Below are 16892 nucleotides of genomic sequence, written 5' to 3'. Positions count from 1 at the left end.
ATTAACAAGATGAAAAGAAGATATTATATAGCGCTGACCGTAGTCACTTTATGCCTGGCCGCTTCACTGGCGATGGCCGTCAACCGGGGTTTGTTTACCAAAGCAGCACCGCAGGAAGAAGCCTTGCCGGACATACGGCCGGTGGAGTATACTCCTGAAGAAATGGTCGCCATGCAGGAATTGCTGACGGTATACGGAAAGATAGACAGCCTCCGTGTGTTTTATGCGGCTGGTACTATCTCTGTAATTGAACCGGCAGACAGTACGCAGAATATGTTTGCACAGTTCACCTATGCCCAGCAGGAGGACAGTGTCTATTACCGGCTCGGTGAAAATCGGGTACTGGCATTGCCGGGTCTGTATCTGTCCGTGAATGATGCGGTTAAAAAGATTTTCCTCTCGCGTAACCAGAAAGCACCCGAGGCTCCCTTCCGGATGTCGCAGGAAAAGCTGCTCAAACTGTTCCGTGAAGAGGGCTACCATGTGGAAGCGATTAAAGGCGAGGGCATAAAAACGATACGGCTGTTCCTGGAGAACCACGTATTCTGCAAAGAATACCGGCTCACCTTCGACGACAGTTATCGCATACAGGAAGTATACGCGCGTTTTACGAACCTGAAGGATCCGCTGAACGTGAATATGGACAGGATACACAGCGTAAAAATGACAGGGTGGCAAACAGGCAATGTTCCCCCGGGAATACTGAGCGCCGGCTCCATGGTGCAGCAACAGAACGGTCAAATGAGGCCGGCAGCAGCACTCGCGGCTTACGAACTGGTATCTGCTAATTAATCCTTTGTTTGAATCCTGATTATCGTATTAGAAATGGCAAACTATATTACCCGTTCCCTGAAACAAATACTGCTTTTCCTGCTTCTGCTGCTGCCTGCGCTACGTTCGCTGGCAGCCTTGGAGCCGTACCAGAACCGAAAAACCGGTACGCTGAAAAAGGGCGACGTGCTGGTGGTGAAAGATGAGAAATTCCGGAACAAAGCTTACAAATGGGACCTGATCCGCAACCGCTCCGTGGAAAACATTATCACGTTCGGACTGAACCGTGACACCACACTCGTTTTCCCAAAATCGTTCAGCTGTGAGATCGAGCTGAAGGTGGAGTATTGGAGTCAGCCCGACCAGAAGAAACCGCTGACCATCGAGAACGTCAAACTTAAAATAAACTACGATACAACTTACGGTGCAGTATACCAGGGCGAGGATACGTATCGCTTTAAAAATGCGCACCTGTGTAAGATCACGGTAACCAATATCACCAGCAATGAGCTGGGGGCTAACCTTCCGCCGATGTTTATGCTCAGTGGGAAGATTTTCGTAGACCGCAAATACCTTCCTGCCGAAAACGAAGCTGCGCCGGTGATGAAGGTTTCCGTAGCTGCCGCTGCAACGCGGCAGGTAGCCGGCCGTGCCGCTATGGGCACGATGAATATAGAGGGTGACGAGGCGGAGGCACATGAAGTAATTATCCAATGGGACCAGGAGGCTGCCGAGGAGTACGACCTCGAGTGGACTTTCATCGACGAAAAGTCGGCTAACGGCGCAGCTATTGAAGCAGCCAGTTTGAACCCTTCGGTAGGAGACCTGGCGCTGATGATGAAAAATAATGCCACCCGTGTTACCACCTCTAGGAACATGTACCGCCTATCGCTGGTCAACAACCATAAATATTTACTGGTACGCTGGCGCAGGGTTACCTATGACGACGATGATGATTTTCGCAGGGAAGAAGCATGGATCTATGCCACCAAACAAGTGACGGCCGATGGCGAAACGCCACATAACGGCCTGATTGTGCTGGAACAGGCACAACACCACCCCCATCTTAACTGGCAATATAATGTGACATATGCCGAAGAAGGCAAAAAGAAAGAAGTCGTGTCTTATTTCGATGGCTCGCTTCGCAACCGGCAAACCGTAACGGTAGCCCGGCCCGACGAGTTGACCGCAGCGGAAGACTATGCCGTTGTACAACAGAACGTTTACGACCAGTTTGGCCGTGTGGCCGCGAATGTACTGCCTGCCCCGGTGAAAGACAATGCGCTTAAATTCTACGGCAACATCAATCAGAAGGCTGATGGCGAATACCGTTTCACTGATCTGTACAAAGGCAATTACGCCAACTGCCTGGTGACGCCCACACCTATGGCGAGCCTCAGTGGCGCTGCAAAATACTATTCAGCTAATAACGACTTTTCGGGTGTTAACAGGGACTATATCCCTGCGGCTGAAGGGTATCCTTTCAGCATGGTGTCGTACACTCCAGACAATACCGGCCGTATCGTAGTACAGGGAGGTGTGGGATTACATATGCAACCCGGGACCAACGCTTTGCTGGACCATACTACGCGCTTCTATTACAGTAAACCACATAAAGGGGAACTGGAACGCCTGTTTGGCAGCGATGTAGGTGTGGCGACTCACTACCTCAAAAAGGTGGCCGTAGACCCGAACAAACAAATCAGTATTTCATACGAGAATGCCTCCGGGAAAGTGATTGCCACGGCACTGGCCGGCACTCCGCCGACAACGGTAGATGCGTTGCTTTCCTCTGCACATGGCGCCGAGCGCACAATGATCGTTTTATCGCCCGACGAAATGGTGCTGGACCGCCAGTCACTCACGCTGCGTGGTTATACGACCTATGTGAATACCCTTACCGGCCCTGCTACCCTTCGCTATGAAGTGGAAAAACTGATCAAACAGTATGAAGAGAAGGGCGTCAGCATTTGCAGCAATTGTTATTATGCGATGCGCATAAAACTCTCTGATGACTGCGGCCAGCCACTGGCAGAGGTCACTGCGCCCGTTAAGATCGGATCGGCTACGTCCGACTGCTCGGCCACCGGCACGCAGGCGGCCGATATCTCTTTCAGCTTCGCGCGTATCGGCACCAACTATATTACTTTCGAGTTAGCCATGGACCCCGATGTGATTAAGCATTACACGGACGATTACGTGGCGCGTAACACAAACCTGCGCAGCAAGTTCGACTTTGTGGTGGAGGCTTTACAGCAAACAGATTTTAGTGGATGTTTTACCGAATGTACCACCTGTGAAAAGAACCTGGGCAGCCGGGAATATTTCCTGGAGCAGCTGGCCAAACAATTGGAGAAATACGATGTAGATCCCTACAAAATGGGCGCTGTGTATGATACCTGGGCCAATGGACTGTACACTCAACTGCTGTCTCAATGTAAAGACGCACAGCAGAACTGCGCGGAACCTCCGTGCAAGGCCTTAAGGACAGCCATGGAGGCAGATGTGAGCCCGGGCGGACAATACGCGTTGTTTACCACGGGGGCGAATGGGTTTGTGGTTGTAGAGCCGGAGATTAATGTACTGGCGCTTTACTGGCGTATTAAATTCCCGGTACTCGACCGGAACTCGGCTACCTATAAAGATCACCTGCTTACGCTGCCGAACGGGGGGACGACCTCCCTGAATGATGAGTTGTTTACCCTGCAGATGTTAGTGGAGAACTGGAAACCGGAGTGGGCCGCCACTTTCGTTAACCAACACCCGGAATATTGTGCGCTTGATTTATGCGAGGGTCAGGCCGACTACATCGCATGGGATAACAGATTAAAAGAAGTATACAATAGCACCGCCGATATTGCACGTATAAAACCAGGCCTCACTTATGACCGCACCCGGCCACAATGGTTACTGAACGCCGACCCGTTCTTTGGCGGTGACGGACCGGGGAGCGAGTACTACGGCGCGATGCTGGCAGCCCTTGACAAGTATTCTCTGGAAGTCTTAAAGGTGACGGATTCCCGTGTGCCGGTAAAAAGCCTGTCGGAATATGTTGATTTTGCCTTGTATTGCGGTGATAAATTCGGCAACACGAGTCCTGCTACTGATGACAGGTGGTCGGAGTGCCAGCCTGTGGACGCGTGCCGTGTGCCCGACCAGGAGTGGCGGATGTACAGGGACCTGTACTTACAGCAGAAGGATGTGTACTATAAGCTAATACAGGACAGGATCTGTTTGGGGAAGTGTAAAGTAGGAGAAGCTAATGGCAGTTCTTCCAGCGTTCCGTTTTGCACGCAGATTTCCACAGCTTCCTTTAGCTACAGCATGCAATTCGGCAATGTGCTGGTGGCTAATTATATAGGCCCCGTCATCCCGGTTGGCGTGACCATACTGGCATCGTTTGATGACCCGTTTAATGGTAACGAACATATAGGGACCGCTGAATTCAATAGTGCCAACTACGACGATTCACAGTCTTTCGTTTATAGTCAGTCTAACCTGTGGAGTGTTCAGTTAACGTACTCTTGTACGGGTACTCCCACTTCCGGATGCCCGGCCGCCTATCTTACAAAAACACCGCGGCGGACACCGGCCAGAAGCGCGACAACAGACCTGGCAACAGCAACAGCCGCGCACAATACAGGCCTGCTATCTGCCGTTACTACTGCCTGCGAAGCCCAGGCAGACATCTGGATCGCCGCATTGGAACCCTGTCTTGCCAGCAACCCTGCTTATGAGTCCAAACGCGCCTTGCTGAAGCAAAGATTGATAGATCTTTGCGTGATGGGAGGCGATGTGGACCATCCTAATGGCGCCAGCTCACTGAAGCCTGGTCAGGTTACTGCACAGAATACCAGGAACTTTGGCGAGGTGATCAAAAATGTGTTAGGTATCGCTGCTTTTGATATGGTATGTAACCCCTGGTTACTGGAAGCGCCTTATCCTTACAACGCCAAACCGCAGGTAGCCGAACTTGACCTGATCGCCACCGATCCTAAGTTATGCGCCAAACTGGCCGAACTGCAGAACACACATATGAATACCAACCCGGGAATTACTTTTTACCAGTTCCTGGCACAGAAATACGGACAGCTGTTAAAACTTACTGCCTCGGAGGTGACCATGTTGGAAAACGGCTGTACCAATTGCCGTTACCTGCTGGCCCAACCAATGACCAGGCCTTTGTTCCTGGACCCGGACAGCCCCGGCTGTATAAACGCCGCCACCTTTAACCAGGCCTGGCAGCAGATGCTCAGTGAAGCGGTTACCGAGGATACACATGAGAACTTCCCGGTTATTGCATCCACATACCTCAATCACCGCTGGGGCTTTACCTTGTCTTTCGACGATTACAAGGCTTACCGCGATAAGGTGCAGGCTAACAACAATGCCACCGAAATGCTTTGCAACATACCCTCTTTTGAGAATGTTGACATTGATCCTTATGGTTGCCTGGCCGATCAGATGGCTGGTGCCGTAAAAGGTGGGTTGCGCAACTACGCCTATTACATTGAAGAAGTAAAGAAAGAATTCCGCAGCGCTTATGTCAATTACTGCGGTAACAACCAGGCCCTGGTAAAACTTAAGGCAGAAGACAACGTATATCACTATACGCTCTACTATTACGACCAGGCCGGCAATCTCGTTCGCACCATCCCGCCCGAAGGCGTGCAGTTGCTCGACGATGCGCAGGCCAACCAGGCCGCCAAAGGCCGCGATTTGCCGAATAGTCCCTGTAATTACAACGGACCAACGGCTAATACCGACAAGGCCGAGTCGATGACCAAACTGGCGCAGTCGATCACAGGCGGCGTAACCTCGATAGAATGCTGGCTGAATGGCGACTTTGGTGCGGCCAAACAGGTCATGTTCAATGCCAATAAGCAATACCTGTTGAACATGTGCGTAGACGGACGTTATCTGCATGTAGACGTTTATACCGTACATAAATTACCCAATGGCACCATTGGTTTTAGCAACTCTAACCACGTGGTGGCCGATATAGCCACCGCACTGCCCTTACGTGATTGGGTACACGTAGTAGTGGAAGGCAACAACCTGGCAAAAAACACCTTCTCGGTATACGTAAATGGTAAGGAATGCCCCATAGCGGCCCGGCCGCCCAAAGCCACCTGCGGCTGGCAACTGGACATTGACGATACCGTCGAAAAACTGCCGGAAGAACTGAGCCTGCTTAAACACCTGCGTCTTTATAACAGGAAACTGAGTTTGGAAGAAGTGTCTGCCAATGCCGCCGAAATCTGTATGGGCATTAGTCCGCTATATTACGAAAGTCTGGCTGTGGGAGCAGGCGCGCCCCTGAAGAACTGGGGCCGCTTTAATATTACCTCCGGTTCAGGTGGATCGGGCGGTACAACAGAGATCACCGAACGTCAAAGTCCGCTGATTTATCCTAATCACCGCCTGGCCACCAGTTATGCTTACAGCTCACTGGGACAGGTGGTACAACAGGAAACACCCGATGCCGGTATCAGCAAGTTCTGGTATGATAAACTCGGTCGTTTATTCGCTTCCCAGAATGCAGAACAACTGAGTCCTGCAGGTGGTGGTGTGGCTAATCGTTACAGCTATACGAACAACGACGCCCAGGGTAGAATCATTGAAGTGGGAGAGAAGCTGAACTACACGCCGTTACTGAGTGAAACAGGTTTTGTGGCCAGGGGTACCGTAGAAACGTTCCTGAACACCACTACCGGCAATACACAGATCACACACACAAAGTACGATGAAGAAGCGGCTGCGGTGAGTTCGTTCCAGCGAAACCTTCGTAAGCGCGTGTCGGCTACGACCTATAAAGAAAATAGCAGCGCCTTGGTGACACAGGCCACCTATTACAGTTATGACCAGTTGGGCAACGTAAATAGTCTCTGGCAACAGATAGACGGTATGCCGTTAAAACGCATCGATTACAAGTTTGACCTGGCCAGCGGCAAGGTGAACGCAGTAAGGCTGGCGCCGGGCTCCAATGCTTCCGCAGAAAACTTTTATTACAGCTATGAATATGACGGCGAAAACCGGGTAGTGCTGGCCAAAACTGGTATCGGCGTTGTGAGCGTGGATGGCTGGGAGCCGGCCCTGACGAAAAACGAGGCCAGCTACGCCTACTACCCGCACGGCGCCTTATCGCGTACCAAATTGGGCAACCAGCATATACAGGGTATCGATTACGCCTATACCATCCATGGCTGGATCAAGGGCGTGAACGGCAACTACCTGAGCGAAGATATGGGTAAAGACGGCGTTGCCGGCGAGCCCACAGCTACGATCGGTAAAGACGTGATGGCCTACAGCCTGGACTACTTCAAGGACGATTATACCTCCATCGGCACCAACAATGCGTTTAAGCTCCAACCTGGCACTGATAGCCGCAACCTGTTTAACGGTAACATTACCCGCAGCACGGTAGCGCTCAAAAACATCAACAGCGACCTGGCCGCCGGTTACAGCTATAAATATGATCAGCTGAACAGGCTGACCACAATGAGGCATCACCCGTTAACGAATAACGGTACCGCCTGGGGCACGATGGACGATGCCTACAAGGAAGATATCAGCTATGATGCCAACGGTAATATCCTTAGCTATGACCGCAACCGCGGAGGCGGTGTGGCAATGGATAAACTCCAGTATCACTACAACCGGGAGAACGGCTTCCTGAAAAACAACCGTCTCGATTATGTGAATGATGCGGTCGCAGCTGGGATTAACATAGACGACATAAAGGACCTTGATGGACAGTCAAATTACACTTATCTTTACGACAAGATCGGGAACCTGATTAGTGAGCGGGACATTGACGCCATTACCTGGACAGTGTATGGCAAAATCCGCTCCATCACGATGACCGATGGAAGTTCTTTGGAATACAAATATGACGCTTCCGGCAACCGGGTGTCTAAAACCTCCACCAAGGCAGGTGTCGTTAAAACGACATGGTATCTTCGCGATGCACAGGGTAATGTGTTATCTGTTTATGATAAAACAGGCGCCGGCAACATTATCTGGCGGGAACAGCACCTTTACGGTTCCAGCCGTGTCGGTGTATGGGAGCCTTCAGCAGATGCGGGCAGCGCTAGTTTTATGTTGCCCTGGAATGGCAGCGGCACTCGTTCATACGAACTGACAAACCACCTTGGAAACGTGCTGGCGACGGTCTCGGATGTTGGATTGTTGAAAAGTTCGACGGATTATTATCCTTTTGGGATGATGAAACCGGAGAGGTCGTGGAGGGCGGATTTGTCGAGGTATAGGTATGGGTTTAATGGGAAGGAGAATGATAATGAGGTTAAAGGCGAGGGGAATCAGCAGGATTATGGGATGCGGATTTATAATGCGAGGTTGGGGAAGTTTTTGAGTGTGGATCCAATAACAAACCACTATCCTGAACTAACACCTTATCAGTTTGCAAGCAACACACCCTTGCAGGGAATAGACTTAGATGGGATGGAACTCTTGAAAGTTAACAGCTCGGCCTACAGAATGAAATATCTTGCATCTATTCCTATCATAACAGCAACGTCCGCGAAAATGGTTGCTGTAAATACTGTGGTAACAATCCCAGAGAATCTTCCTAAAGGGTATAAAGATATTGAAATGGACGGTCGTGTGTATGTAGGTGCAAAAGGACACAATATGATTTTGGAGCACCAGACAAGATTCCTGGCCGTAGGTCCTACTGCATATGCCGGTGATGATGATGGTGAAACAGTCCAGAAAACGCCAACTGTTAAATCCAGGAAAGTAGCCAGGTTTGCGCAAAATGCGTCAAATCAGTTGGTCGTTGGCCAGAAGACTCCAGATAAGTTTAACAAGGCGGCATCAAAAGCGACAGCGATTCAAGATCTATGGAACTTGGGAAAGGGTTTTTATGATGGGGTGAAGTCTTTCAACGAGACGTTGATCCTAAGTCAAGAAGAGCCGTTAAGGAAAGCATTCTACAGAGCAACTAACATAGTTGATGAAACCTTCTCTGTTAAAGAGAATAGCGCTTATCTTTCTGATATGAGTAAGGTTGCGGAGATAGGAGCATTTAGGGCCGATCTTATAAACTATCTTACGGACGGAACTATGCCTGCAGACTTTAAGGGAGATAAGGATAAAAAAGGATATTATAATTCCGAAGTACTCAAGGTTGGAGATCAATTAATGAAAGAATACGGAATTGAAAAACGCAGTAAAACTAAATAATATGATAAAATACATGTTTTCCTTTTGTTGTGTATTGAGCCTGTTGGCTTGCAATATGCAAGTAAAACAGCAAGGGGATGAAGCATATCGGCAAACCACTTATAATCTTTTAAAATTGTTGAAAGACGATAAAGTTGATTCAGCTAAGGCCTCTGTACTAAAAAGTTATCAAGAGAAACTCACAAGTGTAGATGAAGTTCGACTACTTCAGAACTTGCTTAAGGAGGTAAACGAAATTCCTGACATGGATTCTTATAAGTTTGATTCCACAAATCTTCTCTATAATAAAACCAGATCTTATGAGGTAAAGTTGTACCAAGATAATGTGGTTGATCCCGATAAATTTATTGGAACTATTCAAATTGTTTTTAAAGACGGTGTGCCTGCTGAAGTTTACGATTTAAGTTCGATTAAAAGAGGAATGAGAATAAGATAGTTTTCAAGCCGTGGCTTTACGTAGATGTTTTATTTTTATGACCTAGAGTTTTTTAGAATATTATAAGCCTGGGAGAAGCGATAGTGCGGGTGGCTATCGTTATGGGTTTAATGGGAAGGAGAATGATAATGAGGTGAAAGGAGAGGGGAATCAGCAGGATTATGGGATGAGGGTGTATGATCCAAGAATCGCGAAGTTCCTGTCAGTTGATCCGTTAACCCCTGAGTATCCAGAGTTAACACCTTATCAATTTGCAAGTAACCGGCCAATAGACGGTATTGATAGGGATGGATTGGAATACTCACCTGCAGGTAGAAATACGGGGGGAGAGCCTAGGTCTAGTACTAGTGTGCGGCAATATGATAATAGGCCTGAAATCATGGAGCAGGATGTTGCGGACGCACCGTTTAGAGCATTTGAGAAAACAAGGCAGGCGTTAGCGGCAGCGGGTTATTCAACAGGAAGTTTCGGGGCTAATGCCAATACAAGTGCATATGATAAAAAGGTTGCGGCTAGCCGGACAGAAGCATTAAATCTTAAGGCTGGTTATAATGCGGATGGGAGTCAGTCGTTAATTCAGAAAGTAGGAAATAACAAGACCTGGAAGAAGTTTGAGGCGAATATTGCAATGCCGATGATCGAAGGTGCTGCATTAGAGGTGGGTGGAGGATTGGTAGCTAGAGGACTTGGATTAGGAGGAAAGGCAGCCGTTGAGGTTGCGGAAGAAACAGTAAGCTCTAGTCGAGTTTGGGAAGTGGGTGCCTATAATAAGCTAGCAGGGGTAGAAAGTGGCTTAGATGCTCACCATGTTGGCCAGAAAGCATTAATGAAAAATTTCATACCGAGTTATGATATGAAGACTGCACCAGCAATCTTAGTTCCGGAAGTAGGACATACAACCAAAGGAGCTTTTGGTATTGTATCAAGAAGTACTAAAGGTTTTACAAATGCTCGCCAAGTTTTAGCAAGAGATATTTTTGAATTAAGACGAGTGTATAAAGCCGATGGAATACCCAATAGTTCACTGCAACAATTAATAGATTTAAACAAAACTAAGTATCCAGGAGCATTTTAAAAATAGAAGATATGCAAGTATTAGAGTTTGTCGAAAATCTTAAGGCAAAAATTATTGATAATAGCATTATTGAATACGGCGATTTATTAGATCGCGCGAATAATGCAACAGACTCAACGTGGCAGAGTATATTTGCTGTGTACGATAAGTTAACAGAACAAGAAAAAATATCTTTTTTAAATTTTATTCGATTGATCAAAGTGAATACCTTGTCAGCTGTATTGGGTGTTTTAGATGGATCTTCTTATTTAAGCGCTCATCGTGAAACATTTATATTAACATCAGAATCAGACGGCGAGGTTTTGAGCGGATCGTTGCAAGACCTATTCCTAGAAATGGAAGAAGATAATAACGGGTAAAAGCGTATTGAATATTATAAAGGGGATTAGGAGGGGGCTCTAAGGCAATGGGGCTCCATCCCGAGCTACAGCTATATTAGAAAAAGTAAATACTAAGCCAACATCTTTGTTTTTGGGTGGTGTAAAAGGGAATTTGTTATCAAGGCTGAACATATTGGAAGGGAATCACATTCCTACAATGAGGTCGATTAATATTGCTGGATTTAAAATTTCCGATAACTCAGGTAGTGTGTTTCAGATGCTTTATGAGGATCATCGCCCTTTTATTTCTACCGGAAGTAGCAAGGCTGCAGCAGCCTTTCGACATCAAGAAGCAGATCTTTTGGGTCAGGGGAAGTTTATGGAGGCATTTGATTTGACAGTAGATCGCGTCAAAGCTATTCACCGAGATAAATACAATGACGCTATGACACAAGCCAGGGATTATTACCAAAAGAATATAGAGCCTCAACTTCAGCAACAATTGCAGCAGAAGCAGGCAACACAACAAAAAACAAATTAGTAACATGGTATTCGAATATGTGTCAACTGGAAGAGTGAAGATTGATGAAATTGCATTTGAATTTGGGGATAGCCGCGAACGGGTTCGGGCTATTATTGGGAGTATATACACTGAAGATAATCAAACTATACAAATAGGAGCGACTGAGGACGATATTATTCACCAGCGAAGAGATATTTACTCAAATATCAATAGCAGCGAGAACTACTTTTTTTTATCTTATGATATGCAGGATTTACTGTCAGAAGTGGAAGTGCATTTTTGCGATAGTATAAAAGTATTTGAGTCTCAGTTTGAGTTTGATGATGATTTTGAATCAGTGAAGTCAAAGCTGATATTGTACTCTCCAGTTATTATACGAAATGAGGGTGAGTGTTTTTTCAATAACTTAAAAGTAGTAATAATGAGTAAAGAGCAAATGGGTGGTGAAGGCACGACGCTAGGGTATTTCTATTGTGCTGCAGATGTTACTCACTTAGACTGAGTTTTGGGCCGACTATGTCAAGAATTCTAGCGCAGTCCAAAGGGCTGCGCTAGGAATTACGGCTCACTGGTCCACGAAGAGCATTATGAAAGCGTTCGATAAATTGCCAGATGGTGCGACAGGTGTTATCTTCGGAGACCGAGGTGCGGGAAAAGTGGGACATTACTTTAATGTGACTAAGCAGAACGGCGTAGTACAAGTTTATAGATTTTCAGAAACAGGTTGGCAATAGGACACTAAATCCTAAAACTTTGATGAAGGATGAAAAGTTTGAGCGTTTATTATTTAAAAATACAACAGATTTATAGATGATAACATCAGATGTAGCAATAACAAAAGCAAACGAATTTATAAAAAGGTTAAAGGTAACACCTCCCTTAGAGCTAGTTCTAATGCTGGATGATATAATTGAATTTGAATACGGATGGTTTTTTTTTATCAATCAGCAGAATATATAAGGACTAGAGATATTTTTGATGCTGTGGGAGGAAATGCTCCCCTAATAATTAATAAAAGTGATGGGAGTTTGCATGAAACAGGAACTGGACATTCAGTGGAATGTTATATTGCTGACTATATAAAAAACTTAAAGGAGTGATATACTGCAAGCCTATGGTGTTGATATTTAAGCCACGCGCATTAAAAACCTTTGGTGCAATGTCCTGAATGTACTAAGGCTTGGGAGTTAGAATACCAATTTTTAGAGAAGTGTAAATGCCCTAGGTTTGGTACTGTGCTATTGACCCCTGGTTCTTGAAATGGCACGCTATGCTGGTGTGTGCTTATAGTTTGGACACATGCATTTATTTTTATTTCTAAAACTCAGAATGTGAATATTTTTAGTCGTACGAGGAGTACTAATTGTCAATTGTGAGGCAACTAAACAGCTGTCTCTTACTATTTATCCATAAATACCCAGATCCCTAACGCTATGCGTATAAGTTTCATCCTTGCCGCCCTGCTGTGTACGATCACCGCATCCGCCCAGCAAGTGTCGCTGAAAGTGTCAAAAGATACCGTGAAAATCGTCAATGCCGAACTCGTATTGGAGAACAGTACGAAGCAAAAGAATGGCTTTCTTTACAATAAGAACAATGGCCTTACTTCCTTCGAAAACCTGGGAAATATCATCCAGTTCAAAGTAGGCGCAGCAAACGTCCCCGCTGCAGGCGCATCTGTTTTTTCAGACGGTAGCCTGGCTAACAGGCTTGTAAAGGTCTGGCGCAACGGGTTGCTGCAGCACCGCGATTATGCCCGTGGTATAAGTGTGGATGCATCAACGGGTACGATCACCTTTTACCCCAAACTGGCAGCCAACGAAAGAATTTATATAGAGGCAACAGCTGGGTATGAAACCGGGCAAACTCAGGCGCCTGGTAGTGCGGTGTCAAATCTCAAACAGGTGTATGCAGGCATATTTGATAATGGTAACAATACCTTTGTACTACGCTGGGCCAGTAACCATACCACTTTGTATCACAATCCAAGGGTGGTAGGTATAGGCTCCTCCACACTTGCCGGTTATGCGCTTACTTATCCGAACCGCCTCGGCGACAGGATCAACTTCTGGTTGAACGCGTCGACGATTGCTCCTGTTTGGTTGAACTATGCCGTATCGGGTTATACTACCGCTAATGTGATGCCCCAGAGCATGAATGGCGTTTCCGGGCATAATATAGAGATGGCGCTAAGCGTCAATCCTGATATTCTTATCATCTGTTTACCTACAAACGACGCCAATGAATATCCCGTAGCGCAGTCGATGGCCAACCTTCGCTTTGTGGATAACCTGGCCCGCAAGGCGGGCATACCGGCCATCATCGAAACCACACAGCCCAGGTCGACCTATGGCTCCGATGTTCAGTTAAAATTGTTAGCTTTTGCAGATAGTATCCGCAGTGCGTTCCCGGACAGGTATGCAGAAGGAATGATTCCGCTGAGGGATACATTGTCAGCCAAACCGGCCAATATATTTCCGCTGTACGATGGCGGTGATGGCGCCCATCTTACGCCTGCAGGTATACAACTGGTAGCGAATAGCTTTTTCAGTACGTTAAAAAACTACTTCCAGCCAATTACGGGGGTGAGCAGGTATGTAATCGACACCTCATACGACGGCAACAACTGGGCGCAGTTCGATGTAGTGACAAATCCCAACACGGTAAAGAAAACGTATAATAAACCCAGGAATGGATTGCTTTATTTCCGGGTGAAGGCACAATTAGCCGACTCCACGATACTGATATCCGATGTCAATACATTAGCACCTCCGCTTGCCGGCGGGAACAACTTTGATCATCGTATACTGGTTGATCTTGGGGGCGATGGTATGACTACGATCAACGCCGAATCCAGGGGAGATGGACAATTGGCTCCATCGCCCGATCAATGGGGCAAACGATGGAATAACTGGACAGGTGGCGCCAACGGCAGGGGCTTTGTTGATAGCCTGAAAATATCCGACCTGGTAACGACTACAGGCCGCGTTACATCGGTTTCTATCTCCCTGATCGGAAGCCCAGGCGCCGGATATGGTACCACCAGCACACAGGCGCTCAATTTTACCGGCAATAAAACGGTGGTGGGCGACTATCCCATCCAGGTGGTGTCGGATAATATGTACATCTACAACAATGGCACACCCACCAGCAATTACAATATCCCTATAAGACTTCGGATCAAAGGAATGATCCCGGGGTGCCAATACAGGATAAAGCTATGGGGGTCGAGGGGAGATGATGGTGTTAGTTCCAGGATTATGGAAAGCATTCTCAGTACCGGCGAATGGACAGCGCCGGCAGACATAAAGAAGATGGAAACGAAATACCCGGTCGGTGAACCGGGCGATTATAATAACGCGATCATTCATAACATCACCGGTGTAGACTCTATCGACGTGCTGGTAAGGCCCAGCCAGAACAGCGGTTTTACACACCTGTCACTGATCGATATCGGTATTACCGGCGAGCTGCCGCAGGGACCAGAAATAGTGATGAATGACACGACCCTTACTTTGCCTTCCAGTCAACTGGCCGTAGCGCCCGTTATCATCGATAACAATATTCCTGTTAATCAATATCAATGGAGCCTGGTATCCGGCCCGAGTACCCCGGGGATGTCCAGCAGTACTACCGCAAATACGATTATTTCAGGACTTACGAACGGCGTATATGTATTCCGGTTGAAATTGGTGACCAGTACAGGCGTTGTATCTAAAGACCTGCAGGTGACCGTATTGCCAGATAACGGCGGAAAGAAAACGCTGCGCGTACATTTCTCCAAGACGGAAGCGCCATATGTGCCCGGCTGGATGAACGTGTTTGGTGAACCTGGCAAATTGAATAGCCCGAGAATAACTAAAACCGATCCCGTTACTGGCTGGCTGATAGACAATATTAAATCTGGTGCCGAAGGTTACTGGGTAGAACTTAGCGGGGCAAGTTCGTCTAATACAGATGGCGCTACTACCCTTAATAACAGTGGCTATGTGCCGGATATTGTGCTCAAGGGGTATTGGTTTAACTACAGTGGTTATACCCCCAATATTCATAACCTTAAGATCGGCAATCTTAACCCGGCAAAACAGTACACTATCATTTTGGTGCCTTCCCGCGCAAACAATGTAACCGGGAAAAGGTCAGGTTATTATGCTGTAAACGGCGGTACCCAGGAGGGCCTGAATGCACTGGGAAATACAACCGAAAAGGTGACTTTTCCGAATATATCACCAGATGAGAACGGACGTATTTACCTTGATGTACACGCGCCGCTGGGTGGGGCTATCAACAACTGGGGCAACCTGTCTTATTTGAATGCATTGATTATCCAGGAGCAATAGGAAACGCTCGGAGAGGGATCAGGGAGTCCTATAGTCCCAGAGGTGCGTTTTGAGTTGAGTGTAAGAGATGATTTACGCGCCCGTTTGGTTGCTGAACATTAAAAGCTAAAATTTACCAGTTGTTCGAGTGAAGACGGAATTCTATAATTTTTCTAAATGTAACAAAATGTAAATGCGGATAATTATGGGTATAATTAGCGGTTGGGCTGGAGGTTCGACTTATACGGCCTCCAGCATCATTTTGTGGGTAGTATTAACAATGCTTTTCCTCTATTCTCCGGAGAAAGCAAGTGCGCAAGATAGCCTTCATTGGAACTCGCACCGCAAACTGACCTGGGAAGATTTTAGAGGTGTTGTTGATTCGGCTGTCGATGCGGCGGCGATCACAAATTCTGGAATATAATATCTTAGTTATACGATAATCTAAAAGCGATACAAGTCATCACCTGAAAGTAACGTTGTGTTTCCGGAGGACTTAGTAGAGATTCGCAACAAGAAAACTCCAATTTCTTTCAGTCCCTTATTTGCTGTCGCTAACCGCACTTGCCACCGCCTTAATCAACCCCATGTCCATTTTCATCCTGTTCCCGTCTTTATTGATCCACTCCTCCTTATCTTTCAAAAATATGTAAGGCTGCTTGTACATCTCAATGTGAAGCTCCTCTGCGCTGTTACCACGGTCGGCAGGTACTTGTTTCGTGACAATGAAAAAGTATTCACGGTTTTCAAAATGCGCAGTTAATCGTTGTGACATAAGTTGATCGTTTAGCTTCGAGGTCCGCAAAGGTAAGCCAAAATTATTCTTCTCACACAAGGTAACCGGAATGTTGGGAACATTTCCGCTTATTATATCAAATACAAGCTGGATTCACCGCATAAAATACTAATGCGTTATAACATATTTTTTATTCCCATGGTTTTAAATCCGATGAAACCATTTGACAATAAGCGTTTCGGCGAAATGTCGCAATAACTCCAAGCCCCGGAAAAACGACAAAAACGACAATTACGACAAAAACGACACGGAATTTTTTCACGAATTCCGGGGCCACTACTTTTGTTATATCGATTCCGGAAAACGATGGGTGATAGGGGGCGGCCCGGGTAACAGCTCTCCATTTAATAACTTTTAATTTTTCATACAATGAAAGAAAATATACAATCCCGGATGGAGAAAACACTCGCCGGACAAACGATCATCAAAAGCGCCGATGGTTTT

General features: G+C 46.8%; 9 protein-coding genes and 1 pseudogene. 9 read left to right on the top strand and 1 reads right to left on the bottom strand.

All coding sequences use genetic code 11. The features are described 5' to 3' along the window. The first annotated feature begins 9 nt into the window (after positions 1-9). The 9 genes and pseudogenes from QZT80_RS10590 to QZT80_RS10555 all read left to right on the top strand — a co-directional run bounded on the left by QZT80_RS10590 (position 10) and on the right by QZT80_RS10555 (position 15673). Entirely contained in the window at positions 10-792 is a 783-nt protein-coding gene (locus tag QZT80_RS10590) for a hypothetical protein (RefSeq protein ID WP_295121518.1), read from the top strand. A 33-nt stretch (positions 793-825) separates the two neighbouring features. After that, positions 826-8979, top strand: coding sequence for an RHS repeat-associated core domain-containing protein (locus QZT80_RS10585; RefSeq protein ID WP_295121516.1), 8154 nt, complete (start codon positions 826-828; stop codon positions 8977-8979). A gap of 1 nt (position 8980) precedes the next feature. Then, the gene (locus QZT80_RS10580) at positions 8981-9415 is read left to right on the top strand and encodes a hypothetical protein (protein ID WP_295121514.1); all 435 of its coding nucleotides are present in this window, start codon (positions 8981-8983) and stop codon (positions 9413-9415) included. A gap of 100 nt (positions 9416-9515) precedes the next feature. Further along, positions 9516-9698 (top strand): annotated as a pseudogene (locus tag QZT80_RS26705) (RHS repeat-associated core domain-containing protein); the annotation flags it as partial. 96 nt (positions 9699-9794) lie between these two features. Beyond that, a complete protein-coding gene (locus QZT80_RS10575; protein ID WP_295121513.1) occupies positions 9795-10490 on the top strand; it encodes a hypothetical protein in 696 nt (231 codons plus the stop codon). An 11-nt stretch (positions 10491-10501) separates the two neighbouring features. Continuing rightward, positions 10502-10849 (top strand): hypothetical protein, encoded by a 348-nt coding sequence (locus QZT80_RS10570; RefSeq protein WP_295121511.1) that lies wholly within the window; start codon positions 10502-10504, stop codon positions 10847-10849. A gap of 112 nt (positions 10850-10961) precedes the next feature. Continuing rightward, the gene (locus QZT80_RS10565; RefSeq protein ID WP_295121509.1) at positions 10962-11351 is read left to right on the top strand and encodes a hypothetical protein; all 390 of its coding nucleotides are present in this window, start codon (positions 10962-10964) and stop codon (positions 11349-11351) included. A 4-nt stretch (positions 11352-11355) separates the two neighbouring features. Continuing rightward, positions 11356-11835 (top strand): hypothetical protein, encoded by a 480-nt coding sequence (locus tag QZT80_RS10560; RefSeq protein WP_295121507.1) that lies wholly within the window; start codon positions 11356-11358, stop codon positions 11833-11835. Between the two features lie 931 nt (positions 11836-12766). Continuing rightward, positions 12767-15673 (top strand): SGNH/GDSL hydrolase family protein, encoded by a 2907-nt coding sequence (locus QZT80_RS10555; RefSeq protein WP_295121505.1) that lies wholly within the window; start codon positions 12767-12769, stop codon positions 15671-15673. A gap of 520 nt (positions 15674-16193) precedes the next feature. Here QZT80_RS10555 and QZT80_RS10550 read toward each other — a convergent pair. Beyond that, on the bottom strand, positions 16194-16427 hold the full coding sequence (locus QZT80_RS10550; RefSeq protein WP_295121503.1) for a hypothetical protein: 234 nt from the start codon (positions 16425-16427) through the stop codon (positions 16194-16196). Positions 16428-16892 lie beyond the last annotated feature (465 nt).

It is taken from the genome of uncultured Chitinophaga sp. (genome assembly GCF_902168175.1).
Taxonomy (GTDB): Bacteria; Bacteroidota; Bacteroidia; order Chitinophagales; family Chitinophagaceae; genus Chitinophaga.
This window is presented reverse-complemented; position numbering and strand designations above follow the sequence as displayed.